At 64.6% G+C, this 23673-nt stretch carries 27 protein-coding genes; 12 read left to right on the forward strand and 15 right to left on the reverse strand.

Annotated elements, in window-relative coordinates; translation table 11 throughout:
- Window positions 1-96: 96 nt before the first annotated feature.
- From rpmF to lpdA, 10 genes are all read left to right on the forward strand, one after another.
- Complete coding sequence (rpmF, locus tag ACE3TH_RS08270; RefSeq protein ID WP_271086171.1) at window positions 97-279, forward strand: 50S ribosomal protein L32; 183 nt, start codon at window positions 97-99, stop codon at window positions 277-279.
- Window positions 280-401: 122 nt separating this feature from the next.
- The gene (locus ACE3TH_RS08275) at window positions 402-1016 is read left to right on the forward strand and encodes a hypothetical protein (protein ID WP_374599110.1); all 615 of its coding nucleotides are present in this window, start codon (window positions 402-404) and stop codon (window positions 1014-1016) included.
- Between the two features lie 79 nt (window positions 1017-1095).
- A complete protein-coding gene (gene eno, locus ACE3TH_RS08280; protein WP_374599112.1) occupies window positions 1096-2376 on the forward strand; it encodes a phosphopyruvate hydratase in 1281 nt (426 codons plus the stop codon).
- Between the two features lie 88 nt (window positions 2377-2464).
- Window positions 2465-2806, forward strand: a complete 342-nt coding sequence (locus ACE3TH_RS08285; protein WP_374599114.1) for a septum formation initiator family protein — start codon at window positions 2465-2467, stop codon at window positions 2804-2806.
- A 124-nt stretch (window positions 2807-2930) separates the two neighbouring features.
- Complete coding sequence (pdhA, locus tag ACE3TH_RS08290) at window positions 2931-3956, forward strand: pyruvate dehydrogenase (acetyl-transferring) E1 component subunit alpha (protein ID WP_374599116.1); 1026 nt, start codon at window positions 2931-2933, stop codon at window positions 3954-3956.
- Window positions 3953-5341: a pyruvate dehydrogenase complex E1 component subunit beta gene (locus ACE3TH_RS08295; RefSeq protein ID WP_374599118.1), complete on the forward strand. Its 1389-nt coding sequence runs from the start codon at window positions 3953-3955 to the stop codon at window positions 5339-5341. The genes pdhA and ACE3TH_RS08295 overlap by 4 nt, the downstream gene beginning before the upstream one ends.
- On the forward strand, window positions 5338-5652 hold the full coding sequence (locus ACE3TH_RS08300) for a DUF5076 domain-containing protein (protein ID WP_374599120.1): 315 nt from the start codon (window positions 5338-5340) through the stop codon (window positions 5650-5652). The genes ACE3TH_RS08295 and ACE3TH_RS08300 overlap by 4 nt, the downstream gene beginning before the upstream one ends.
- On the forward strand, window positions 5649-6971 hold the full coding sequence (locus ACE3TH_RS08305) for a pyruvate dehydrogenase complex dihydrolipoamide acetyltransferase (RefSeq protein ID WP_374599122.1): 1323 nt from the start codon (window positions 5649-5651) through the stop codon (window positions 6969-6971). The genes ACE3TH_RS08300 and ACE3TH_RS08305 overlap by 4 nt, the downstream gene beginning before the upstream one ends.
- Window positions 6972-6981: 10 nt before the next feature.
- Window positions 6982-7461, forward strand: a complete 480-nt coding sequence (locus tag ACE3TH_RS08310) for a glutathione peroxidase (protein ID WP_374599124.1) — start codon at window positions 6982-6984, stop codon at window positions 7459-7461.
- A 2-nt stretch (window positions 7462-7463) separates the two neighbouring features.
- Window positions 7464-8870 carry a dihydrolipoyl dehydrogenase gene (gene lpdA / locus ACE3TH_RS08315; protein WP_374599126.1) on the forward strand — a complete coding sequence of 469 codons (1407 nt, stop codon included), beginning with the start codon at window positions 7464-7466 and terminating at the stop codon, window positions 8868-8870.
- A gap of 126 nt (window positions 8871-8996) precedes the next feature.
- Here the strand turns inward: lpdA and ACE3TH_RS08320 are convergent, their stop codons facing one another.
- Both ACE3TH_RS08320 and ACE3TH_RS08325 read right to left on the reverse strand, forming a co-directional pair.
- Window positions 8997-9863 (reverse strand): NAD(P)-dependent oxidoreductase, encoded by an 867-nt coding sequence (locus tag ACE3TH_RS08320; protein WP_374599128.1) that lies wholly within the window; start codon window positions 9861-9863, stop codon window positions 8997-8999.
- A 2-nt stretch (window positions 9864-9865) separates the two neighbouring features.
- Window positions 9866-10357, reverse strand: coding sequence for a flavin reductase family protein (locus tag ACE3TH_RS08325; RefSeq protein ID WP_374599130.1), 492 nt, complete (start codon window positions 10355-10357; stop codon window positions 9866-9868).
- Between the two features lie 141 nt (window positions 10358-10498).
- Here ACE3TH_RS08325 and ACE3TH_RS08330 point away from each other — a divergent pair, with 141 nt between their 5' ends.
- Window positions 10499-11401, forward strand: a complete 903-nt coding sequence (locus ACE3TH_RS08330) for a flagellar motor protein MotB (RefSeq protein WP_292169347.1) — start codon at window positions 10499-10501, stop codon at window positions 11399-11401.
- A 100-nt stretch (window positions 11402-11501) separates the two neighbouring features.
- Window positions 11502-12263: an arginyltransferase gene (locus ACE3TH_RS08335; protein ID WP_374599132.1), complete on the forward strand. Its 762-nt coding sequence runs from the start codon at window positions 11502-11504 to the stop codon at window positions 12261-12263.
- On the opposite strand, the gene ACE3TH_RS08340 is transcribed toward ACE3TH_RS08335, so the two are convergent.
- From ACE3TH_RS08340 to pyrE, 13 genes are all read right to left on the reverse strand, one after another.
- Window positions 12233-13267 carry a M48 family metallopeptidase gene (locus ACE3TH_RS08340; protein WP_374599134.1) on the reverse strand — a complete coding sequence of 345 codons (1035 nt, stop codon included), beginning with the start codon at window positions 13265-13267 and terminating at the stop codon, window positions 12233-12235. The genes ACE3TH_RS08335 and ACE3TH_RS08340 overlap by 31 nt on opposite strands.
- Before the next feature lie 9 nt (window positions 13268-13276).
- The gene (locus ACE3TH_RS08345) at window positions 13277-13849 is read right to left on the reverse strand and encodes a LemA family protein (protein WP_374599136.1); all 573 of its coding nucleotides are present in this window, start codon (window positions 13847-13849) and stop codon (window positions 13277-13279) included.
- A gap of 89 nt (window positions 13850-13938) precedes the next feature.
- Window positions 13939-16143 (reverse strand): DNA topoisomerase IV subunit A, encoded by a 2205-nt coding sequence (parC, locus tag ACE3TH_RS08350; protein ID WP_374599138.1) that lies wholly within the window; start codon window positions 16141-16143, stop codon window positions 13939-13941.
- Between the two features lie 39 nt (window positions 16144-16182).
- Window positions 16183-16914, reverse strand: a complete 732-nt coding sequence (recO, locus tag ACE3TH_RS08355; protein WP_374599139.1) for a DNA repair protein RecO — start codon at window positions 16912-16914, stop codon at window positions 16183-16185.
- A 54-nt stretch (window positions 16915-16968) separates the two neighbouring features.
- Window positions 16969-17421, reverse strand: coding sequence for a nuclear transport factor 2 family protein (locus tag ACE3TH_RS08360; RefSeq protein ID WP_374599141.1), 453 nt, complete (start codon window positions 17419-17421; stop codon window positions 16969-16971).
- 35 nt (window positions 17422-17456) lie between these two features.
- A complete protein-coding gene (locus tag ACE3TH_RS08365; RefSeq protein WP_374599143.1) occupies window positions 17457-18068 on the reverse strand; it encodes a flavodoxin family protein in 612 nt (203 codons plus the stop codon).
- 56 nt (window positions 18069-18124) lie between these two features.
- Window positions 18125-19357 (reverse strand): serine hydrolase domain-containing protein, encoded by a 1233-nt coding sequence (locus tag ACE3TH_RS08370; protein WP_374599145.1) that lies wholly within the window; start codon window positions 19355-19357, stop codon window positions 18125-18127.
- 4 nt (window positions 19358-19361) lie between these two features.
- On the reverse strand, window positions 19362-20297 hold the full coding sequence (gene era, locus ACE3TH_RS08375) for a GTPase Era (protein ID WP_374599147.1): 936 nt from the start codon (window positions 20295-20297) through the stop codon (window positions 19362-19364).
- A 20-nt stretch (window positions 20298-20317) separates the two neighbouring features.
- Window positions 20318-21034, reverse strand: a complete 717-nt coding sequence (gene rnc / locus ACE3TH_RS08380; RefSeq protein WP_374599149.1) for a ribonuclease III — start codon at window positions 21032-21034, stop codon at window positions 20318-20320.
- Window positions 21034-21846: a signal peptidase I gene (gene lepB, locus ACE3TH_RS08385; protein WP_374599151.1), complete on the reverse strand. Its 813-nt coding sequence runs from the start codon at window positions 21844-21846 to the stop codon at window positions 21034-21036. Before lepB ends, rnc begins: the two co-directional genes overlap by 1 nt.
- 60 nt (window positions 21847-21906) lie before the next feature.
- Complete coding sequence (acpS, locus tag ACE3TH_RS08390) at window positions 21907-22308, reverse strand: holo-ACP synthase (protein ID WP_373257626.1); 402 nt, start codon at window positions 22306-22308, stop codon at window positions 21907-21909.
- Complete coding sequence (locus ACE3TH_RS08395; protein ID WP_374599153.1) at window positions 22305-23066, reverse strand: pyridoxine 5'-phosphate synthase; 762 nt, start codon at window positions 23064-23066, stop codon at window positions 22305-22307. The genes acpS and ACE3TH_RS08395 overlap by 4 nt, the downstream gene beginning before the upstream one ends.
- Entirely contained in the window at window positions 23063-23647 is a 585-nt protein-coding gene (gene pyrE / locus ACE3TH_RS08400; RefSeq protein ID WP_374599155.1) for an orotate phosphoribosyltransferase, read from the reverse strand. The genes ACE3TH_RS08395 and pyrE overlap by 4 nt, the downstream gene beginning before the upstream one ends.
- Window positions 23648-23673: the final 26 nt, after the last annotated feature.

The following is a 23673-nucleotide window of genomic DNA, read 5'->3' on the forward strand; positions in this document are numbered from 1 at the left end:
GTTCGGGCATAAGCCCGCCCTCGCTGGCGGCTCTTTCGGGCCGCCGCTGTTGTTTTCGCGCCTAGTCTGGCGCCGACCTGGAAGATTGAGACGGACATGGCTGTTCCGAAGCGCAAAGTATCGCCCTCGCGTCGCAACATGCGTCGTGCCCACGACGCTCTGGGAGCCAATCCCTACACCGAAGACAAGGACACGGGCGAACTGCGCCGTTCGCACCACATCGACCTGAAGACCGGCACCTATCGCGGCCGTCAGGTGCTGACGCCCAAGGAAGACTAAGGTCTTCGGCTGAAAGTCTCGCTGGCGAATCAGCGGGGCGACAGACGGATTTCACGGCGCGCGGTCATCCGCGCGCCGTTTTCGTGCTTTGATCTTCTCCTGAACCTTCAAGGAGATCGTCCATGTTCCGCTCCATCCTGGTGACCGCTTCAGTCATGGCTCTGGCGGCCTGCAATGCGCCGGACCCGGAGAAGGCTGCCACCGAGGCCGTGCCTCCGCCGGTGGCGACACCGGACGCGCCTGCCGCGGTCGTTGACGCGAACGCGCTGTCGCCCAATGGCTGGGGCAATATTCGGGTCGGCATGACACGCGCGGAAGTCGAGGCTGCCGTCGGTCCCGACGCCTCGACCGAATCGGTTGGTGGAGCCGATCCTGCCGCCTGCGACCTGTTTCGCCCCGAGCGGGCTCCGACCGGCCTGATGGTCATGGTCGAGAATGGGGTGGTCACCAGTGTCTGGCTGAGCCGCGGCGCGACGGTGAAGACCGATCGCGGCTTCGGCGTGGGCGATCAGGCCGCAGCGATCAAGACCGCCTATGGCGATGTGGCGTCGGTCACGCCCCACAAATACAGTTCAGCCCCGGCGGAATATATCACGGCCTGGGCCAGCGGCGGCGGTGCGGGCTATGTTCAAGACCCGGCGGCGCGCGGCATCAGCTATCACATCGGCCCTGAGGGCACGGTTCAGTACGTCGCTGCCGGCGGGCCCAGCATCCAGTACGTCGAAGGCTGCGCCTGACGCTTCAACCCTCGAGGTTGGCGTATCGCCGGGGCTTGCGCTAAACCCCGGCGACCTTCCTGACAGCAGAGCCTGACCCATGACCGATATCGCCGACATCGTCGCCCGCCAGATTCTTGACAGCCGCGGCAATCCGACAGTCGAGGTGGATGTCATTCTGGACGACGGCAGCTTCGGCCGCGCCGCCGTGCCTTCGGGGGCCTCGACCGGGGCGCATGAGGCCGTCGAACTGCGTGATGCCGAAAAATCGCTGTGGGGCGGCAAGGGGGTCGGCAAGGCTGTGGACGCCGTCAACGGCGAGATCTTCGACGCCCTGTCCGGCATGGACGCCGAGGATCAGCGCCGCATTGACGAGGCCCTGATCGCGCTGGACGGCACCAACAACAAGGGCCGTCTGGGTGCTAACGCCATCCTGGGCGTGTCTCTGGCATGCGCCAAGGCCAGCGCGATTTCGTCGGGCCTGCCGTTGTATCGCTATCTGGGCGGGGTCTCGGCCCGCGTTCTGCCGACGCCGATGATGAACATCATCAACGGCGGGGCTCATGCCGACAATCCGATCGACATCCAGGAGTTCATGATCCTGCCGACCGGAGCCGACAGCTTTTCCGAGGCCCTGCGCATGGGCTCGGAAATCTTCCACGCCCTGAAAACCCAGTTGAAGGACGCGGGTCACAATACCAATGTCGGCGATGAAGGCGGCTTTGCCCCCAACCTGGCCTCGGCCGAGGAGGCGCTGAGCTTCATCACCCGTGCCGGTCAGGCGGCGGGCTATCTGGCCGGCGAAGACTTCCATCTGGCGCTGGATGTGGCCGCGACGGAGTTCTTCAAGGACGGCAAATACGTCATGGCGGGCGAGGGCAAGACCTTCGAGGCCGACGCCATGGTCGGCTATCTGGCGGACCTGTGCCAACGCTTCCCCATCGTTTCGATCGAGGATGGCTGTGCCGAGGACGACTTCGACGGCTGGAAACTGCTGACCGACCGTCTGGGGGACCGGGTCCAGATCGTCGGCGACGACCTGTTCGTAACCAATCCGGCGCGCCTGGCCGCCGGCATCGGCGAGGGTCTGGCCAACTCCATCCTGGTCAAGGTCAACCAGATCGGCACCCTGTCCGAGACGCTCGACGCCGTCGATATGGCGCACCGTGCGGGCTATACGGCCGTGATGAGCCACCGCTCGGGCGAGACCGAGGATTCGACCATTGCCGACCTCGCCGTCGCGACGAACTGCGGACAGATCAAGACGGGGTCTCTGGCCCGCTCGGACCGCACGGCCAAATACAACCAGCTGCTGCGCATCGAGGAAATGCTGGGCGATCAGGGCGACTATTTCGGTGCCGGCATGCTGCTGAACCGGTAGGCAGAAGTTACGGCCAAGCTACGGTTCGTTAGGCATTTTCGGTCACACACGATCAACCGTGTGCCCACGCTCAGAAGGAGCGGCCCGAATGCCAGAGCGTATGAAGCCGTACCTACCGTCCGCCGTCCTGTTGTTTCTGATCGCCTATCTGGGTGTTCAGGCCCTGACCGGGTCGCGCGGCCTGCTGAGTGGGCAGGAGCGGGACGCTCTGTTACGCCAGCGTCAGGCCCAACTGGCCGAGGTTATGGAACAGCGTCGCGACCTGGAGGTGCGGGTCCAGTATCTGCGCACCGACACGCTGTCGCGTGACCTTCTGGAAGAGCGGGCGAGAGCCGTTCTGGGCTTTGCGGACCCGCGCGATTATGTGGTCCGCGTGTCTGCGCCACAGCCCGAGGCCACCGCCGCCAAGGCCGCCGTCACACCCACTTGAACTATTGTTACAGCGTCGCCGGGCGTCTTTGCGTTACGGGAACGAAGGCTGCTAAAGCCCCTTAACGTAACGACAAGAGACCTCCACACCCACCGTGGGGCGGGGTCCAGCCGGGAGATATCGGATGGCGAAAGCCCCCGCGGCCAAGACTGCGCCAAAAAAGCTGCCCAACACGCCGACGGCCTCCAAGGAGGACCTGCTTCGGTTCTATCGCGAGATGGTTCTGATTCGCCGTTTCGAGGAACGGGCCGGGCAGCTGTACGGCATGGGCCTCATCGGTGGCTTCTGCCACCTGTACATCGGACAGGAAGCTGTGGCGGTTGGCGTTCAGGAGAGCGTCAAACAAGGCCACGACAAGATCATCACCGGCTATCGCGACCACGGCCATATGCTGGCCGCCGGCATGGACCCGAAAGAGGTCATGGCTGAGCTGACCGGCCGCATCGGCGGATCGTCCAAGGGCAAGGGTGGCTCGATGCACATGTTCGACGTGCCGACCGGCTTCTATGGCGGCCACGGTATCGTTGGTGCCCAGGTCGCGCTGGGCACCGGCCTGGCGTTCGCGGGCAAGTATCGGGGCGATGACTCGGTCGCCTTCATCTATTTCGGCGACGGCGCGGCCAACCAGGGCCAGGTCTACGAGAGCTTTAACATGGCCCAGCTGTGGAAGCTGCCGGCCATCTACATCATCGAGAACAACCAGTACGCCATGGGGACCAGCATCGAACGCTCGTCCTCGACGACCCAGCTCAGCGAGCGCGGGGCCAGCTTCGGCATCCCCGGCGAACAGGTCGACGGGATGGATGTGCTGGCAGTCCGCGACGCGGTGGCCCGTGCGGTGAAGCGCGCCCGCGAAGGCGGCGGTCCCTTCATCCTGGAAGTGAAGACCTATCGCTATCGCGGCCACTCCATGAGCGATCCGGCCAAATACCGGACCAAGGAAGAGGTCGACGAGGTCAAGACGACCCGCGACCCGATCGACCACGTGAAGAAGCTGCTGGCCGACGCCAAGGCGACCGATGACGAAATCAAGGCCATCGACGCCGAGATCAAGGCGATCGTGGCCGAAGCCGTCCAGTTCGCCCAGGAAAGCCCGGAACCGGATCCGAGCGAGCTGTATACCGACGTCTATTTGGAGGCTGCCAAGTGACCGACATTCTCATGCCGGCCCTGTCGCCGACGATGGAAGAGGGCACGCTGACCAAGTGGCACATCAAGGCAGGCGACGTCGTCTCCGCCGGCCAGGTCATCGCCGAGATTGAGACCGACAAGGCGACCATGGAGGTCGAGGCCGTCGACGAGGGCGAGGTGCTGGAAATTCTCGTCGCCGAAGGCTCCGAGAACGTGAAGGTCAACACGCCGATCGCGCGCCTTGCGGGCGAAGACGGCGCGGCAGCCCCGGGTTCCAAGCCCGCCGAGGATGCGGCAGCGGTTCAAGCGCCGGTCGCCAAGCCCGACGCGGACGAAGCGAAGTCCGGCGACCCGGAAAAGGCTCCGCCCCAGACGGCGACCCCCAAGGTCGAGTTGCGCGATCCGGAAATTCCGGAGGGAGCCAAGCTGGTCAAGACGACCGTGCGCGATGCCCTGCGCGACGCCATGGCCGAGGAAATGCGCCGCGACGACAAGGTCTTCCTGATCGGCGAGGAAGTCGCCCAGTACCAAGGGGCGTACAAGGTCAGCCGCGAGCTGCTGCAGGAGTTCGGTGACCAGCGCGTCGTAGATACCCCCATCACCGAGCACGGCTTCGCCGGTCTGGGGGTTGGCGCTGCCATGGCGGGTCTGAAGCCGATCGTCGAGTTCATGACGTTCAACTTCGCCATGCAGGCCATCGACCACATCATCAACTCGGCGGCCAAGACGCTTTACATGTCGGGCGGCCAGATCAAGGCTCCTATCGTGTTCCGCGGCCCGAATGGTGCTGCCAGTCGCGTGGCGGCCCAGCACAGCCAGGATTATTCCAGCTGGTACGCCAATGTCCCAGGCCTGAAGGTCGTCGCTCCTTACGACGCCGCCGACGCCAAGGGCCTGCTGAAGGCCGCAATCCGCGATCCCAACCCCGTCGTCTTTCTCGAGCATGAGATGATGTATGGACTGGAGTTCGATGTCCCCGACGTCGAGGACTATGTCGTGCCGATCGGCAAGGCCAAGGTCCGTCGTGAGGGCAAGGACGTAACCATCACTGCCCACGCCCGCATGGTCGGTTTCGCGCTCGCTGCGGCCGAGAAACTGGCGGAGGAGGGCATCGAGTGCGAAGTGATCGACCTGCGCACCCTGCGCCCGCTGGACCACGAAACCATCGTCGAGAGCGTCAAGAAGACCAGCCGCCTGGTCTCAGCCGAGGAAGGCTGGGGCCCCATGGGCGTCGGGGCCGAGGTCGTCGCCCGTGTCATCGAACACGCCTTCGACTATCTGGATGCTCCACCCCTGCGCGTGCATCAGGAGGACGTGCCGCTGCCCTACGCCGCCAACCTTGAGACCCTGTCTCTGCCGGGTACCGACAAGATCATCGCAGCAGTCAAGGCGGTGATGGCATGAGCGAGGCATCCGAGTTTTTGTTGACGACGCCCGACAGCGTCGCGAGCGATCCCGAGGCTATTGAGATCATTCGCATGTGGTGGTCCAAGAACGAGCCGGTCATGTCGGTGAAGCCCGCCTTCAGCGATCCGCTCAAGTTCGGCGAGATGCTGGCGATTGCGGCGCGGCATATGGCGCATGGCTATGCCGTTCGTCACGGCCACAACGAGCGTGAAGCCTATAACCGAATCCTTCAGGGCATCACCGATGTGGTGAAGGCCGACAACGTCCAGACCGTCGCCGAACCCGTCACCAAGGGATCCGTGCAATGACCGACATCCTGATGCCCGCCCTGTCGCCCACCATGGAAGAGGGCGTTCTGGCCAAGTGGCACGTCAAGGTTGGCGATGTGGTCAGGGCCGGCGACGTCATCGCCGAAATCGAAACCGACAAGGCGACCATGGAGGTCGAGGCCGTCGACGAGGGCGAGATCACCGACATCCTTGTGGCCGAAGGCTCGGAAGGCGTGAAGGTCAACACACCCATCGCCCGTCTGAAGGACGAAGGCGGCGGCGCTGCTCCGGCACCCCAGGCTGCGCCCGCCAACAATAGGTCCGAGCCTGCACCCGCCGGGCACGAGAGCGGCCAGGCCGTGGCAACACCCGAAGGCGTGAAGGCTGCCGAGACCGTCTCGCCTGCGGCATCCTCCAAAGCCTCGGCCCCTGCCAAGGCCGCAGACGGCGGACGTCTGTTCGCTTCGCCGCTGGCCCGCAGGATTGCGGCTCAGAACGGTGTCGATCTGGCATCTATCACGGGCTCGGGCCCGCACGGTCGTATCGTTCGTCGTGACGTAGAAGCCGCCGGCAAGGGTACGGCCAAGCCTGCGACAACCGGCGCGGCTTCGTCCCCTTCTGCCGAACCACGCAAGGTCCAGTCGCTGGCCCAGATGGGCATTCCGGACGGCAGCTACGACCTCATCCCGCTGGACGGTATGCGCAAGGCCATCGCCCGGCGAATGGTCGACAGCATCCAGCAAGTACCCCATTTCCCGCTGTTTATCGACGTCGAGATCGACGCCCTGCTGGCGGCGCGGGCCAAGGTCAATGCCATGCTGGAGGCGCAGGGCGTCAAGGTCTCGGTCAACGACTTCGTCATCAAGGCCGCTGCCATGGCCCTAAAGGCTGTGCCCGAAGCCAACGCCAGCTATTCGCCTGACGGCATTGCCATGCATCACAACGCCGATGTGGCGATGGCGGTGGCGATCGACGGCGGCCTGATCACGCCCATCATCCGCAAGGCCGAGACCAAGTCGCTGTCGCAGATCGCAACCGAGTCCAAGGACCTGGCCAAGCGCGCCCGTGACCGCAAGCTGAAGCCCGAGGAGTTTCAGGGCGGCACGTTCAGCGTCTCCAATCTGGGCATGTTCGGCATCAAGTCCTTCAGCTCGATCATCAATGAGCCCCAGGGCGCGATCATGAGCGTGGGGGCAGGGGAGCAACGACCGGTCGTCAGGAATGGCCAACTGGCCGTCGCCACCGTCATGACGGTCACCCTGACCTGCGATCACCGCGTGGTGGATGGTGCGACAGGGGCGCGCTTCCTACAGGCCTTCAAGCCGATGATCGAAGACCCCGTCACCATGCTGGCCTAAGGGAGGGGGCATGACCTCGGTCTACGACTTCTCTGCGAGAGCCATCGACGGGACGGACCGATCGCTGGAGGCGTTTCGCGGTCAGGCCCTGCTGATCGTCAACACGGCCTCGAAATGCGGCTTCACCGGCCAGTACAAGGGGCTGGAAGAACTGCACCGTCGGTTCGCAGATCAGCCCTTCGAGGTTCTGGGCTTCCCCTGCAATCAGTTCGGCCAGCAGGAACCGGGTATGGCCGACGAGATCGCCACCTTCTGCTCCACCAACTTCGACGTGTCTTTCCCGCTGTTCGACAAGGTCGAGGTCAATGGCCCCAATCGGCACCCGCTTTACGCCTGGCTGACCGAGCAGAAGAAGGGATTCCTGGGCTCGAAGGCCATCAAGTGGAACTTCACGAAATTCCTTACCGACCGCGAGGGCAGGGTGGTCGCCCGCTATGCCCCCCAGACTGAACCCTCGGCCATCGCGGCCGATATCGAAAAGCTGATCTGATCATGGCTCAAGAGTTCGACCTCATCGTCATCGGTTCCGGCCCCGGCGGCTATGTCGCCGCCATACGCGCCAGCCAGCTGGGCCAGAAGGTCGCCATCGTCGAGCGCGAGAACCTGGGCGGCATCTGCCTGAACTGGGGCTGTATCCCAACCAAGGCCCTGCTCAAGTCGGGCGAGAAGTACGAAAGCCTCAGCCACCTGAAGGACTACGGCCTGTCGGCGGACAACGTCGGCTTCGACTTCGACGCCATCATCGCCCGATCGCGCGGCGTGGCCAAAAAACTGAACGCCGGCGTCGGCTTTTTGATGAAGAAGAACAAGATTGAGGTCATCGAAGGCTCGGCCAAACTGGAGAAAGGCACCTCGGCTCCGAAGGTCGTGATCGACCTGAAGGCTGGCGGTTCGCGTACGGTCGAGGCCAAGGCCGTCATGCTGGCCGTCGGGGCCCGCGCCAAGGCCATCCCGCAGATCGGCCTGGAAGCCGACGGCGACCGCATCTGGGCCTATCGCGAGGCCATGGCTCCGAAGGCCATGCCCAAGTCGATCGTGGTCATCGGCTCGGGGGCCATCGGGATCGAATTCGGCAGCTTCTACAGAGCCTTGGGCGCGGAAGTTACAGTCGTGGAAGCGGTGGACCGCATCATGCCGGTGGAAGACGAAGAGGTCTCCAAGGCCGCGCAAAAGTCGTTCGAAAAGCGCGGCATGAAGTTCCGCACCGGCTGCAAGGTCACCAAGGTCTCGAAGACAGGCAAGGGCGTACAGGTCGCCATCGAGGCGGCCGGCAAGGCCGAGACTCTGGAGGCTGAGGTCTGCATCTCGGCCGTCGGCATCACCGCCAACACCGACGGCATCGGGCTGGAGGCGCTGGGCGTCAACATGGACCGCGGCCACATCACCATCGACGGACACTGCCAGACCAATGTGAAGGGGCTATACGCCATCGGCGACTGCGCCGGCGCGCCCTGGCTGGCGCACAAGGCGTCACACGAAGGCATCCACGCCGCCGAGCATATCGCCGGCTTCAAGTCGCCGAACGTCAACTCGCCGATCGCCGGCTGCACCTATGCCCAGCCCCAGGTCGCCTCCGTCGGCGTGACCGAGCAGGGCGCACGGGAAGCGAAGCGAGAGGTCAAGATCGGCCGCTTCCCGTTCAAGGTTAATGGCAAGGCGATCGCCTCGGGCGACACCGACGGCTTCGTCAAGGTGATCTTCGACGCCAAGACCGGCGCTCTCATCGGCGCGCATATGATTGGGGCCGAGGTTACGGAGATGATCCAGGGCTACGTCACCGCAATCGCTATGGAAGCGACCGAGGAGGACATCCACGGCATCGTCTATCCGCACCCGACGATGTCGGAGGCGATGCACGAGGCGGCGCTGGATGCCTATGGGCGCGTGATCCACATCTAGGCTTCACGCAGACTGGCGCAAGCGCGGAGGGGCTAAGGGAGAGCACTAAGCACCGCCTTGTAGCGGTGTGCATTCCTCGCCTAAGATATATTATGTGAAATCTAACGAGTGTTCTTAGGCTCGGTGTCAGTCGCGAAAGTGCTTCTGAAGCCTGGCCGCGAGGCTAGACGTATCCCAGCGTGCGCCGCCCATCGTCTGCACCTCGGCGTAGTAGCTATCCACTAGCGCGGTCACTTCCAGTCGCGCGCCGTTGGCACGAGCTTCGTCCAGAACCAGGCCCAGATCCTTGCGCATCCAGTCGACGGCGAAGCCGAAGTCGAACTCTCCGCGCGCCATCGTCTTCCAACGATTGTCCATCTGCCAGGACTGGGCCGCGCCCTTGGAAATCGCGTCGTAGATCGCGTCGGTATCCAGTCCTGCGGACTGGGCGAAATGAACGGCCTCGGCCAAGCCCTGAACGACGCCCGCGATGGCGATCTGATTGACCATCTTGGCCAGCTGGCCCGAACCTGACGGCCCCATGTATTTGATGGCCTTGGAGTAGCTTTTCAGCACCGGCTCGACCCGCGCCAGAGCGCCGCCGTCGCCACCCACCATGACGCTGAGCTGACCGCTCTCGGCCCCGGCCTGGCCGCCGGACACCGGCGCGTCGATGAAGAAGCGACCAGACGCCGAGGCCATACTCGCCATCTCGCGTGCGACGACTGCGGACGTCGTGGTGTGATCGACGATGACAGCGCCCGGCCTCAGATGCGGTAAAGAGTGCGAAACAACCTGACGCACATCGTCGTCATTGCCGACGCACAGGATGAAGACTTCAGCACCATCAGCCGCCGTCTGAACCGTCTCCGCAGATCGGCCACCCGTGAGCGCCGCCCAGTCCAACGCCCTCTGGATCGAACGGTTGACGCCCGTCACTTCATGTCCTGCATGAACAAGGTGACGCGCCATAGGACCGCCCATGACGCCCAGACCTGCGAAACCGATCTTCATGACTAGGGTTCCCGCGCTTCGCCGTAACGGCCACGGTAATAGGTCAATGCATCGCCCGGCCGCGTCTCGAACAACCGTACCGCCCCGACGATCGTCAGATGATCACCCATGACGATCCGGTCGTGGACATCGCAATCCAGTCTAGTCAGGGCATTGCGTAGCCGCGGCGGCTCGTCGCTGGAACTGTCGAACTCCTCGGCCGACAGACGGCAGACGCCCCAGGCAAAACGGTCGGACATTTCGCGATCCTCGACCGGCAAAACGTGTACCGCGAACCGTTCAGCCGCCGCAAACGCATCGTGCCGTTCCGACTTGCGGTCCAGGCACCACAAAATCAGCGGCGGGTCCAAGGACACGGAGGTGAAGGAATTGACCGTGATGCCGAAGGCCCCCTCCCCCGTGTGCGCCGTCACCACACACACACCGGTCGCAAAGCCGCCCAAGGCCTTTCGATAGGCGGCGGCGTCGAAGCTGGCGGAGATGAGGTCGGTCACAGCTCGACGACTAGGCGACACACCGTGTGTCGGCAATGGCTTTGGTGCCGCATGGTCACCCGGTCCTCCGATTTGCAAACCGGTTCTTAACGCACGCCCGCGATGGTGTGGCTAACAAACAGCGTTAAGGCATGGGACCCGATGGCTCTGAACGACCGCCCCATCATGATCAAGAAGGTCAAGAAGGTCGTCGGCGGCGGTCATCACGGCGGCGCGTGGAAGGTCGCCTATGCCGACTTCGTGACGGCGATGATGGCTTTCTTCCTTCTGATGTGGCTGATCAACACGACCGATCCGGAGCAGAAGAAGGGTATCGCCGAATACTTCGCCCCGGCCAGTGTGTCCCAGACCACATCCGGTTCCGGAGGCATCTTGGGTGGCACGGCCTTGGGCGATGACGGCGCCAAGAGCTCGGGCAGCAACTCGGTCTTGACCGAGCTGGCCCCCGAGGCCCCGCCTGACGCGCCGCAGGATGCCGGCCAGAGCTCGAACCTGGCCGCCGCCAGCGAAGAAGCCTTGCGCGAGGAGATCGCCCGTCGTGAGGCCGCCCAGTTCGCCTCGGCCGCCGAATCGCTGCGCCAGGCCATGCAGTCCATGCCGGAGCTGGCGGAGCTGTCGAAACAGCTGATCATCGACCAGACCCCGGAGGGACTTCGTATCCAGCTGGTCGATCAAGAGGGCCGCTCGATGTTCGACAACAACTCGGCGCGGCCCAATGCGCGGGCCCAGCTGCTGCTCCGGGCCGTTTCGCGCGTGATCAACCAATTGCCCAACCGGATCTCGGTCACCGGCCACACATCGGCCCAGGCCGGCTCCAACCGGGCCAGTGCGCCGGGAGACTGGAGCCTGTCTTCCGAGCGGGCCAATGCCTCGCGCTTGATCCTCCAGAACGCCGGTGTCGATGCGGACCGCGTCTATCAGGTGTCCGGCAAGGCGGGGTCCGACCCGCTGTACCCCGACGATCCGTCCCTGGCCGGCAATCGCCGTATCGCCATCGTTCTGTTGCGCGAGGCACCGGTTCTGCCCTCCGACACCAGCCTGTAGCCGTGATGGCCCTTGCGCGAAGCAGAGACGCCGGGCCAGATATCAACCATGATGCGTGGCCGCCATTTCCTTCCGTCGCGACAGACCCGGACCTGAGCCGGTGACCCAGTTCGTCCCCCAGCGACAGCTTCGGTTCTACATGACCTCGGTCGCGCCCTGCCCCTATCTGCCGGGCAAGACGGAGCGGAAGGTCTTTGCCAATCTGCCGTTCAGCGAGGGCGTCTACGTCAATGACGAGTTGACCCAGGCCGGATTTCGCCGCAGCCAGAACATCGCCTATCGCCCGGCCTGCGAAAGCTGCGACGCCTGCGTATCCGTTCGGCTTCTGGTGCGCGAGTTCGCGTTCAGTCGCTCCCAGCGTCGCATCCTGAAGCGTAACGACGACCTCACCCGCGATCTGGTCGAGGCCGAGGCGACAGTCGAGCAGTTCGATCTGCTGAAACGCTATCTGGGCCATCGCCATCCCGAGGGCGGCATGGCCTCCATGGGCTGGCTGGACTACATCGCCATGATCGAGGACACGGCGGTCCGGACCCATGTGATCGAATACCGTCTGCCCTCGATGGACGGTGGCCCGGGCACGCTGGTCGGGGTCAGTCTGACGGACGTTCTGACCGACGGCCTGTCGATGGTCTACAGCTTCTACGACCCGGCGCTCAGCGCCCGCAGCTTGGGACGGTTCGCCATTCTGGATCATGTCCGCCAGGCGGCTCTGGTCAGCTTGCCGCATGTCTATCTGGGCTATTGGGTCCGGGGGTCGCGCAAGATGGACTACAAGTCCGATTTCCGCCCGATGGAGCAGCTGACGCGCCTGGGCTGGGAGCGGATCGTTCAGCCAGTCGGCGGGACCGAGGTTTCGTAGCGCGGCATCGGTGCCATCGATGCCGTCTCCTGCCATGGGCCAGGATCGCGCCCTCCCCCGAACTTCACCAGCGCCTCGATCCGTCTGGCGATCGGCGGATGAGTGGCAAACAGCCCTTCAAGACCCTTGCCGTTCGGCTGGTTGTCCAGAAACATCTGCTGAACCTCATCGGGGCCCGGCAGCGACGACCGACCCTCGATCTTGCGCAGCGCGCCGATCATGGCGTCCGGATTCTTGGTCAGCTCGACCGCCCCGGCATCGGCGACATACTCCCGTGTGCGCGACAGGCTCATGCGAATGACGATGGCCAGACCATAGCCGACGGCCGCGATGACCAGCCCTATCAGGATCAGCGGCATGGCGTTCTTGTTGTCGCGTCGCCCGCCGCCGCGCGAATAGAACAGGCCCCGCAGGACCAGCTCAGCCGCCACGCTGATGATTCCGGCGAAGATCGAGGCGATGACCATGGTCCGCACGTCCTTGTTGATGACGTGCGTCAGTTCGTGCGCCAGAACCGCCTCCATTTCGTCGCGGCCCAGCGCCTGGATCAGGCCGCGCGTGACGGTGACGCTGTAGCGACCTTCGTGCAGACCGCTGGCATAGGCATTCAGGCTGTCGCTCTCGATGATGCGCAACGTAGGCGTTTGCATGCCGCGCGAGATCGCCAGGTTTTCCAGTAGATTATAGAGCTCTGGCTCAGACCGCCTCTCAACCTTGCGCGCCCCGGTCATGGCGTCGATCATCGCCTGATTGGCGAACCAGGCGATGACGAACCAAAGGGCGGAGAAGACGATCGCCAGCGGAATGGTGGTCGTCAGCCAGCGCGCTGCCAGCGCCATGTCCGCGCCGAGCGTACCGCCTGAGTTTGGCAGGATGCCGAACCCCATCAGCACCAGCTGCAAGCCATATAGGATGCCCACCATCAGCACCGGAAAGCCGGCCAGCAGGATCACCGAGCGCGTGTTGTTTGCCCAGATGTGGGTCTGGAGACCGACGGCGGCCATGGGTGAGGCCTAGAACTTCACCGACGGCGGCGCGGCAGTCATGGCGGCACGATCGGCCTCTCCCACGTCGAAGAAGGGCTTGTCCGCTCCATAGCCGACCATGCTGGCGAACAGGACGGTCGGGAACTGACGGCGCACGGCGTTGAACTCGGCCACGGCGTTGTTGAAGAACCGGCGAGCGGCGGCCAGCTTGTTCTCAATGTCCGACAGCTCGGCCTGCAACTGCTGGAAGTTGGCGTTGGCCTTCAGGTCCGGATAGGCCTCGGACACGGCGAACAGTCGGCCCAGGGCCCCGGTCAGCATATTCTCGGCCTGGACCTTGTCGTTGACCGAGGTGGCCCCCGCGGCTGCGGCACGGGCCTGGGTCACGGCCGCCAGGGTGCCAGCCTCATGCGTGGCATAGCCCTTCACCGTCTCAACCAGATTGGGGATCAGGTCCTGACGCTGCTTCAGCTGGACATCGATGTCGGCGAACGACTGGTCGGCGCGCTGATCCAGGGCGACCAGCTTGTTGTAGGCCCCGACGACGACGAACAGCACGATGGCGACCACGACGGCGATAACGATCAGGGTGATGAGCATGAACATCTCCAACCCGGCCCGGAATGGGCCATCTAGGGATTATCGCGCGGGCTTGAGGCACCGGATAGTGAAATCGGTGTCACCTGACCTCAGCGAAACTTTCTGAGCCCTCTCGGACCCTGACGACCTGCACCCGCGCGTTTGCCCAGCCAGTCTTTCCAGTCCGGCCAGTTGCGCCGGCGCGCGCCGCCATCGACCCATTCCGGACCGGCCTCGGCGCTGAACACCGTGACATCCGCCAGACCGCCCTGCTTGTAGTTCTGCAGCTTCACGCCCTTGCCACGTCCCATCTCCGGCAACTCGGCGACCGGGAAGATCAGGGCCTTGATATTGTCGCCGATGGTGGCGACGTGGTCGCCGGTGACGCGAAGCACAGCCTTGAGCTCGCCGTTCAGCACCTGTTTGCCGCCGCGTTTCTGGGCCAGCAGGTCGTCCTCTGGCGCAATGAAGCCATACCCCGCACGTGACGCGACCAGCAGCTTGCCGCCAGGTTGATGCGCCAGCAGGGCTACCATCTCGGCCTTCTCATCCAGATCGATCATCAGGCGCAACGGTTCACCGTGTCCGCGGCCCGATGCCAGCTTGTCGGCCCCGATGGTGAAAATACGCCCGTCGGAGGCTGCGACCAGCAGCTTGTCGGTCGTGAAAGCCGGCACCAGCCAGGCCAGGCTATCGCCCTCCTTGAACTTCAACTCCGACGGATCGTCGACCTTGCCCTTGGCGGCCCGGATCCAGCCGCGCTCGGACAGGATGACTGAAATGGCCTCGCGCGGAATGAAGGCTTCGACGGCGGCGGCGAAGGCCGAGCTGTCGACGGCTTCGGCGATGGTGGTGCGGCGCGGCGACACCATGGCCTTGCGCACAGCTTCCAGGTCCTTGCCGACCTGCTTCCATTGTTTGGCGGGGGTGATGGACAACGACTTCAGGCCCGCAAGTTCTTCCATCAGAGCCTTGAATTCGTTCTCGATCGTCATCTCTTCAATACGCGCCAGCTGACGCAGACGAGTGTCGAGAATGAAGTCGGCCTGCAGCTCGGTCAGGCCGAACCGGGCAATCAGCACGGCCTTGGGCTGCTCTTCCTCGCGGACGATGCGGATGACCTCGTCGAGGTTCAGGAAGACGATCCGCAGGCCTTCCAGCAGATGCAGCCGCTTTTCGACCCGCTCGATCCGCCAGTGCGCCCGGCGCACCAGGACCTCGCGCCTGTGCTCCAGAAACGCCTGCAGACAGGCCTTCAGACCCATGACGCCAGGCGTGCCCGTCGCATCCAGCACATTCATGTTGATCGGAAAGCGCACCTCCAGATCGGACAGCTTGAACAGGCTTTCCATAAGGACGTCCGCCTCGACGGTCCGCGACTTGGGCTCCAGGACCAGGCGGATGTCCTCGGCGGACTCGTCGCGTACATCGGCGAGCAGAGGGGCCTTCTTCTGCTCGATCAGATCGGCCAGATCGGCGACCAGCTTGGACTTGCCGACCTGATACGGCATCTCGGTCACGACGATCTGATAGCCGCCGCGGTCTAGCGGCACCCGCTCCCAGCGCGCGCGCAGACGCACACCGCCCCGGCCAGTTTCATAGGCCTCCAGGATCGAGGCATGCCCCTCGACGGCGACACCCCCCGTCGGGAAGTCCGGCCCCGGCACGATGGCGACCAACTCATCCGTCGTCGCGTCCGGCCGCTCCAGCAGCAGCTGGCAGGCGTCGATGAGTTCGCCGACATTGTGCGGCGGAATTGATGTGGCCATGCCGACGGCGATGCCGGAAGAGCCGTTGGCCAGCAGATTGGGAAACCCAGCAGGCAGGACGACCGGTTCCTCGTCCTGATCGTCATATGTCGGTTTGAAATCGACGGCGTCCTGGTCGATCCCGTCCATCAGCAGGACGGCCGCCGGTGTCAGCTTGCACTCGGTGTAGCGCATGGCGGCGGCATTATCGCCGTCGATATTGCCGAAATTGCCTTGGCCATCGACCAGTGGATAGCGCTGAGAGAAATCCTGGGCCAGACGCACAAGGGCGTCATAGATCGAGGCGTCACCGTGGGGGTGATAACCCCCCATGACCTCGCCAACGACCTTGGCGCATTTGCGGGCCGCGGCCTGCGGGTTCAGGCGCATTTGCTGCATGGCGTACATGATGCGCCGGTGCACAGGCTTGAAGCCGTCGCGCACGTCCGGCAGGGCGCGGTTGGTGATGGTCGACAGCGCATAGGCCAGATAGCGACGGCTGAGCGCCTCGCTCATCGGCTCATCGATGATGCGGCCACCTTCCGGCGGCGGGGTGTGAATGGTCATGGCGTCCGAATCGGTAATCCCAGCGCCAGAGTCTAGCGCTTAAAGTCGTCCGGCCTCGCCCAGCTTGTCGATCATCCACACCCGGGCGGGCGGAATGGGCCGGTTCTGGGGGTGAAAGACGAACTGCTCCAGGAAATGGCCGGTCAGGGCCAGACCCGCGCCGACGTCGCCCCGCTTCAACCCAGCCTGCGCCCCGAGCAGGAAGGGCGGAAGGGCCAGCAGCTTGTCGGCATAGGGTGCGCCGGCATGGCGACTGACCGCGCGACCTGTGCGCGGGCTGACCCAGATCAGATCATCCATATTTCCCGTGACGGCGCAGCGCGACAGGTCCAGGCCGAAGCCCAGATCTTCCAGCAACCCCGCCTCAAACCGCACGAAGATGGCGGGCCAGACGTCGGGCAGGACGAAGGCTCCCATCAGGGCCTCAAACGCCAGGAAGGCTCCGGGATGGGGTTCCCGCTCCGGCATCGCGCCCTGCGCCACCGCCGCCGCCGCCGCCAGACCTGTCAGAGCCATCGGATCGTCGAACAGGGCGCTGGGCCCCTCCCCTAACGGCTCCAGCCGGGCCGAGCCCAGATGATCGGCGGTGCGGGCGCGATAGTCGGCGGTCACGCGCGCACCGGCCTGCAGAAACGGCTTCATCTTGCGGGACGCCCCGCCGGCGACATAGGCCGCTCGCCGGCCGTGATCCAAGGTCAGCAGCTCGACCACCACGCCGGTGTCACCGTGGGCACGCGCGGACAGCACGAAGGCGTCGTCGGTGAAATCCATGCCTGTCGTTAGCGGCTCACTGCGATGTTGGCCATACGTTCTACAGTCGCAAAGTCAGTCGCGAGCCTTGATCGCTTGAACCACAGCATCCGCCCGGTCATTCGGCACGGCGAAGCTGAGGACATACTGCTCGATCTTCCAGCCTTCGTCCGTCAATCGCAGCACGCCTGAACCACGCACCTGGCCATAGCTGGCGCTTTCCAGCGTCTCGTCGAACCAGGCGATGCAGCGGCAGTCGATGGGCGCGATCGTCAGGCTTCGTTGGCGGGGCGTGTAGGTCCAGCCTTGGCCCCTCGCGAAATAGGGCTCGGCATAAGCCCTAAAAGCGGCAAGCGACCAGTGCTCACTCGCATCCGTTCCGATGAAGCGGGCGTCGGGCGTGAACTGGGCGAAATACTCCTGGCCGTCGGCACGAGACGCCGCCTGATGCATGCGATCGATCACCGCCGCGGCATCGGCCTCTGGCGATGCGGACAGTATGGAGATTGCGGCAAACAGGCTCAGCATCGGCATTGCTCCGGAAACGAGCCGCCAGCCTAGTCCTACTCCCCGTTTTCCGGAACCGGATAGGTGGTCGGCTTCAGCACCTTGGCCAGGGCCAGCAGATTGCGGGCGGCGTTGCGACCGACGCGGTCGGAATAGTCATGCCCCTGATCGGTTTCGACATAGTCCGGCCCCGGACCCGGGCCCAGGTGCCAATAGGTCCAGCTTTGCCCCGGGATCGTGAAGCCCATGTCGATCAGACCCTGACAGACGGTCGCGACGATATTGTGCGCCCCGTCCTCATTGCCGGTGATCACGACGCCCCCGACCTTGCCGAAGGCTACGGGACGACCGCTGTCATCGGTTTCGCCGAACCAGGCATCCATTCGCTCCAGCGCACGCAGGCAGACGCTGGACATCTGACCCAGCCAGGTCGGAGTGGCGAAGACGATGATGTCCGCCGCCTTCAGCTTCTTGTCCACCGAAGGCCATTCGTCACCATCGCCTTCGTCGGCGCTGACCCCGGGTTTGATGTGCAGGTCGACCAGCCGGATCATTTCCACATCGGCCCCGCCCTTTTCGAGTTCGGCGATCACCACCTTGGCCAGTGCCTCCGTGCTGGAGGTCTGCGGCGACGGCTTGAGGGTGCAGTTGAGGACGACGGCTTTCATGGCGGGGCTCCGGTTTTCATCAGACCCAACCCTTGCGACGACCGCGCGTTCCCGCCTCAGCGCGACATGGTCGTCGGAAAAGAGTGCCCAAGCGCTTCGGCCATGGCCTGCTGCGAGATCAAGAAGACCGCATCGCGCTGGTGATAGTTGTTGGACAGGACGATCACCGTCACATCCTGATCCGGCTGGTGGGTCATCATGTTGCGGAACCCGGACCAGCTGCCGGTGTGATAGATCTGGCGCTCGTCAAAGCCGGGGGTGACACGATGACCCAGACTGTTGGCGAAGACCCCATAGCCCCAGGCCCTGTGTGGCCGACCCCGCTCGTCCGGCGTATCGGCTGGCGAATGATCGGCGATCATCCGGGCATAGCTGGCGGGGGTCAGCAGATCGCCCTGATGCAGGGCCCGCTCCCAGATCAGCAGATCGTCGAGTGTGGAGTACAGCGCACCCGCCGCGAAGATGATGGACAGGTTGGCATTCGGCTGAGGCGTCACCCCGCCCGCCAGATTGGCATAGCCCATGACGACCCCGGACTGGTCGTCGTCATAGCCGGTGTCCTTCATGCCCAGCGGCTCGAAGAAGGCGGTGCGGAGATAGTCGTGCAGGGGCTGGCCGCTGGCCTTTTCGACGACCACGCCGAGCAGATTATAGGCCGCATTGTTGTAGCCGACCTTGGTGCCCGGCGCGAAGCTGAGCCCAAAACGCTTTGAGTCTTCGGTCAATTCTTGCGGCGTCGCGGGCGTCACCCGCCGATTGCCCCAGCCGGGTCGCGCCATCAGATCCGGAATGCCGGACGTATGCGACAGCAGATGGTGCAGCCGGATCGGGGCCCAGGCGGGTGGACAATCCTCGATCCAGCGGCAGAGGGGGTCGTCCACCGACAGCTTGCCCTCGTCCTGCAGTCGCAAGATGGCGGCGGCGGTAAACTGCTTGCTGACCGAGGCCAGGCGGAAGCGGGAATCCAGCTTCAACGGCTCACCCGTCGCGCGATCCGCCATGCCATAGGTCTGGCGAAACAGAATCTGGTCGCCTTTCGCGACCAGCACCGCCCCCGTGAACTGATCGTTCGCGCCCCAGCGGTCCAGATGCGCCTTGAGGTTCGGCAGGCTCTCGACCACCACCAGGGGGGGACGCGGCGGTGCAGAGGTTTCCGCCACGTCCGAGGCCTCGGCATTGGGACGCACGCTGAACCAGCCGATCAGCCCGGCCGAGGCGATCAGCACCGCACTGATGACCGCGATGGTCAGGCGCGGATGGCCACCGGAATGTCTGGGGACGTGGAACAAGAGATCAGACGTCGAAATCCAGCCCGAACTGGGCGTACAGGGCGCGGCTGTCCTGCCACTTGGGATCGACCTTGACGGTCAGGAACAGGTGAACCGGGCGATCCAGAAGCTCGGTCAGCTCCTCGCGTGACTTCTGGCCGATCCATTTCAGGGTCTGTCCCCCCTTGCCCAGCACGATGGGCCGTTGGCTCTCGCGCTCGACATAGATTGTTTGCTCGATGCGGGCCGAACCGTCGGCCTTGTCCTCGAAGGACGTCGTCTCGACCGCCGCGGAATAGGGCAGTTCTTCGTGGACGCGCAGATAGACCTTCTCGCGTGTGATCTCGGCGGCCAGGACACGCATCGGCACGTCCGCCGACTGGTCTTCGGGATAGAGCCAGGGTCCGGCAGGCATGGCACGCGCCAGCCGCTGCTTCAGGTCGTCGACCCCGTCGCCGCTCAGCGCAGAGATCATATAGACCTCGGAATAGACGCCGGTCTCGAACAACTGATGCGACAGGGCCAGCAGGGTGTCGCGGCGCATGCCGTCGATCTTGTTCAGCGCCAGGATGACCTGTTTTCCCGCGGCCTTCAGATTGGCAATGATGGTTTCTGTGTCTTCGGCCGAGCGGCGATCCGCTGCCTGACCCTCCTTGCCCTCGGACGCGATATGCGAGGCGGCGTCGATCAGATGGATGACTACATCGGCATCGTCCGCACCGCCCCAGGCCGAGGCGACCATGGCCCGGTCCAGCCGGCGGCGCGGCGTGAAGATGCCGGGGGTATCGACCAGAACGATCTGGGCGTCGCCCTCGATAGCGATCCCGCGCACGGGAAAGCGCGTCGTCTGGACCTTCTGGGTGACGATCGAAACCTTGGTGCCCGTCAGGCGGTTGACCAACGTGGACTTGCCGGCATTGGGCGCGCCGATGATGGCGGCAAAGCCTGCGCGGGTGGTCACGCTGCTGTCCTGGGGATCGGTCAAATGACGCCTTCACGTTGCAACAGGCCGATGGCGGCCGATTTCTCTGCGTCCTGACGCGAACGGCCCTGTGCGGTCAAGGGCGCATATCCGTCGACATTCACCTCAACCGTGAAGGTCGGAGCATGGTCGGAGCCTGTCCGTTCGAGAATGCGATAGATGGGTAGGGCCTTGGCCTGACCCAGGGCCCACTCCTGCAGCGCCGATTTGGGATTGCTGACCGAGCGCACGGGCGGCGCGGCCAATTCGGCGGCCCAGGCTTGATCGAACACGGCCTGCGCGGCCTCCATGCCGCCGTCCAACCAGGCCGCCGCCAGAATAGCCTCCATCGCGTCGCCCAGAACGCCTTCGCGACGCCGACCACCTTGCTTGGCCTCGCCCGGCGACAGACGCATGGCGGGCCCAACACCGAGCGCGTCTGCGGCGCGGGCGCAAGCCGCCTTGTCGACCAACGCATGCAGCCGCGACGACATCTCGCCCTCGTTTGCGTCGGGGAAATCGCGCATCAATCGATCCGCGACCAGCAGGCCCAGCACCCGGTCACCCAGGAACTCCAGCCGCTGATTGTCGGCGAATGGACGGCCCCTTGCATCACGCTCCGCTCCCTCCCCCACGCTGGCATGGGTCAGGGCAAGATCGAGCAGGCGCGGGTCGGCAAAGTGGTGGCCCAGGGCCGTCGACAGCGCGCGCACCGCCTCTGCGCGACGGTCAGCCATCAGTCGAGGACGCGGAAGAACCGGCTGGGGCGGATGTTGGAGAACCAGCTCACCGGGTTCCACAGCGAGGCACCGGGCTCCCACGACAGCAGGATGATCTCGGCCTTGCCGACCAGATTCTCTTCCGGGACCATGCCGACGCCCTGGGTCTGCTCGACCCGACTGTCGATCGAGTTGTCGCGGTTGTCGCCCATCATGAAATAGTGACCGGCGGGCACTTCGAACGCTGGCGTATTGTCGAGATCGTTGCCGGGGCCGAAATCCTGAATGGTGAAGGTCTTGCCGCCGGGCAGGGTCTCGCGCGCCTGAATGACCTGCTGGCCGAACATGCCCGACAGTTCGTTGCCGGACACCACCACGTCGCGAACCGCCACGCCGTTGATGTGCAGTACGTTGTCGATCATCTGGACCCGGTCGCCGGGCAGGCCGATCACGCGCTTGATATAGTCCGTGCGGTTGTCGCGGGGCAGCTTGAACACGGCGATGTCGCCCCGCTTGGGAGCCGAGCCGAAGATACGCCCCTCGAAAATTTCCGGGCTGAACGGCATCGAATGGCGCGAATAGCCATACGACCATTTCGACACGACGATGTAGTCGCCCTCGTACAGATTGGGCTCCATCGAAGCCGAAGGAATGGTGAACGGCTGGAACAGAAGCACCCGCAGGACCAGGGCAATCAGCAGGGCGTAGAAAATGGTCTTGAAGATCTCCAGACCCTCGTTCTGCGGCTTCTTCTCGGCCTTACCTCCGCCGAAGATCGGGGTGCGCTTGATGTCCGTGACCGGCGCATTGGACGTGGTGTCGTCGCTCATCAGAAAGTCATTCCCAGCCGCGCGCACGCGGGTCAATGTCGAACGGTCGGTATAGGCTGATTACGCCACGGGCAAGGCTTCGATCACCACGAAGGCGAGTGCATAGGGGTGTTCGTCGCTCAGCGTCAGGTGAATGCGCGGCTCATGGCCCGGTGGCATCAAGCGATGCAGGTGCTCGGCGGCATGTCCGGTCAGGGCCAGCGTCGGCTGGCCCGAGCGCAGATTCACCACCCCCATGTCCCGCCAGTAGACGTCCGCCCGCATGCCGGTGCCCAGCGCCTTGGCGCAGGCCTCCTTGGCCGCGAACCGCTTGGCATAGCTCCAGGCTGGGTCCGGCTTGCGGTCGGATCGGGCGCGCTCGTGCTCGGTAAAGCAGCGCTGTTTGAACCGGTCGCCGAACCTGTCCAGCGAAGCCTGGATACGCCGGATGTCCGACAGGTCCGCGCCGACACCGATGATCATGCGGCGGGCTCGCGCGCCGCATCCATCAGGTCGCGCATTCGCCGGATGGCCGGCCCCAGACCGACGAAGATCGCCTCGCCGATCAGGAAGTGGCCGATGTTCAGCTCGGCAAGGTCTGGGATGGCCGCAACGTCGCCGACCGTCTTGTAATCGATGCCGTGGCCGGCATGGACCTCCAGTCCCAGCAGTGCGGCCAGTGTGGCCCCGTCCCGAAGTGCGGACAACTCCGCCTGCGCATCCTCGACCCGACCCTCACGCACAGCATCGCAAAAGGCCCCGGTATGCAGTTCGACGACCGCGGCCCCCGTGCGCTGGGCCGCATGAATCTGTTCGGGATCGGCCCCGATGAACAGCGAGACCCGGCATCCCGCCTCTTTCAGCTGTCCCACGAAAGGCGTGATCCAGTTGTGACCGCCGACGACGTCCAGCCCGCCCTCGGTCGTGCGCTCCTCGCGCTTCTCCGGCACCAGACAGACGGCGTGGGGGCGATGATGCAGGGCGATGGCCAGCATCTCCTGCGTGACCGCCATTTCGAGATTCAGCGGCCGCTCCTGACGGTTCAGCAGCTCGGACAGACCAGCGATATCGGCATCCGAAATGTGGCGTCGGTCCTCACGCAGATGCGCCGTAATGCCATCGGCACCCGCCGCCAGCGCCTCCTGGGCGGCGCGGACCGGATCGGGATACAGACCGCCGCGCGCATTTCGCACGGTGGCGACGTGGTCGATGTTGACGCCGAGGCGGAGGGGATGGGTCATTTGGACAACCGCCGACTGCCCGGATCCTCTACCGGCAAGGCCGCCAGTTCGGGCGGCAGGGCATCCGCCGCATAGGCCGGGACATCCAGCGTCGCCAGCGCGACCAGCGGTACTCCCACATCGGCGCGACCGCCGGACCGATCGACGATACAGGCTGCCGCGACCACCTCGCCGCCCGCCGCCTGGATGGCCGCGATGCATTCGCGCGACGACAGCCCCGTGGTGACGATATCCTCGACCATCACCACCTTCTCGCCCGCCTCAACGGTAAAGCCGCGACGCAGCTTGAACTGTCCGCCCTCACGCTCGACGTAGAGCGAACGCACCTTCAGGTGCCGCGCCGTCTCATAGCCCGGGATAATGCCCCCGACGGCCGGAGAGATGGCCACATCGACCGCCCCCACCGTCGCCACGATCTTGTCCGCCAGCGCCTTGCACAGCCGCTCGCAACGGGCGGTGTCCATGAAGACCAGGTTCTTCTGCAAGAAGACCGGACTGTGCAGGCCCGAGGACAGCACGAAATGCCCCTCGCGCAGGGCACCGGCATCGCGGAACTCGTTCAGGACATCTTCGGTGTTCATGGGGCCGTCATAGCGAGCGTTGCCGC

This window comes from Brevundimonas sp. (assembly GCF_041919755.1).
Lineage (GTDB): Bacteria > Pseudomonadota > Alphaproteobacteria > Caulobacterales > Caulobacteraceae > Brevundimonas.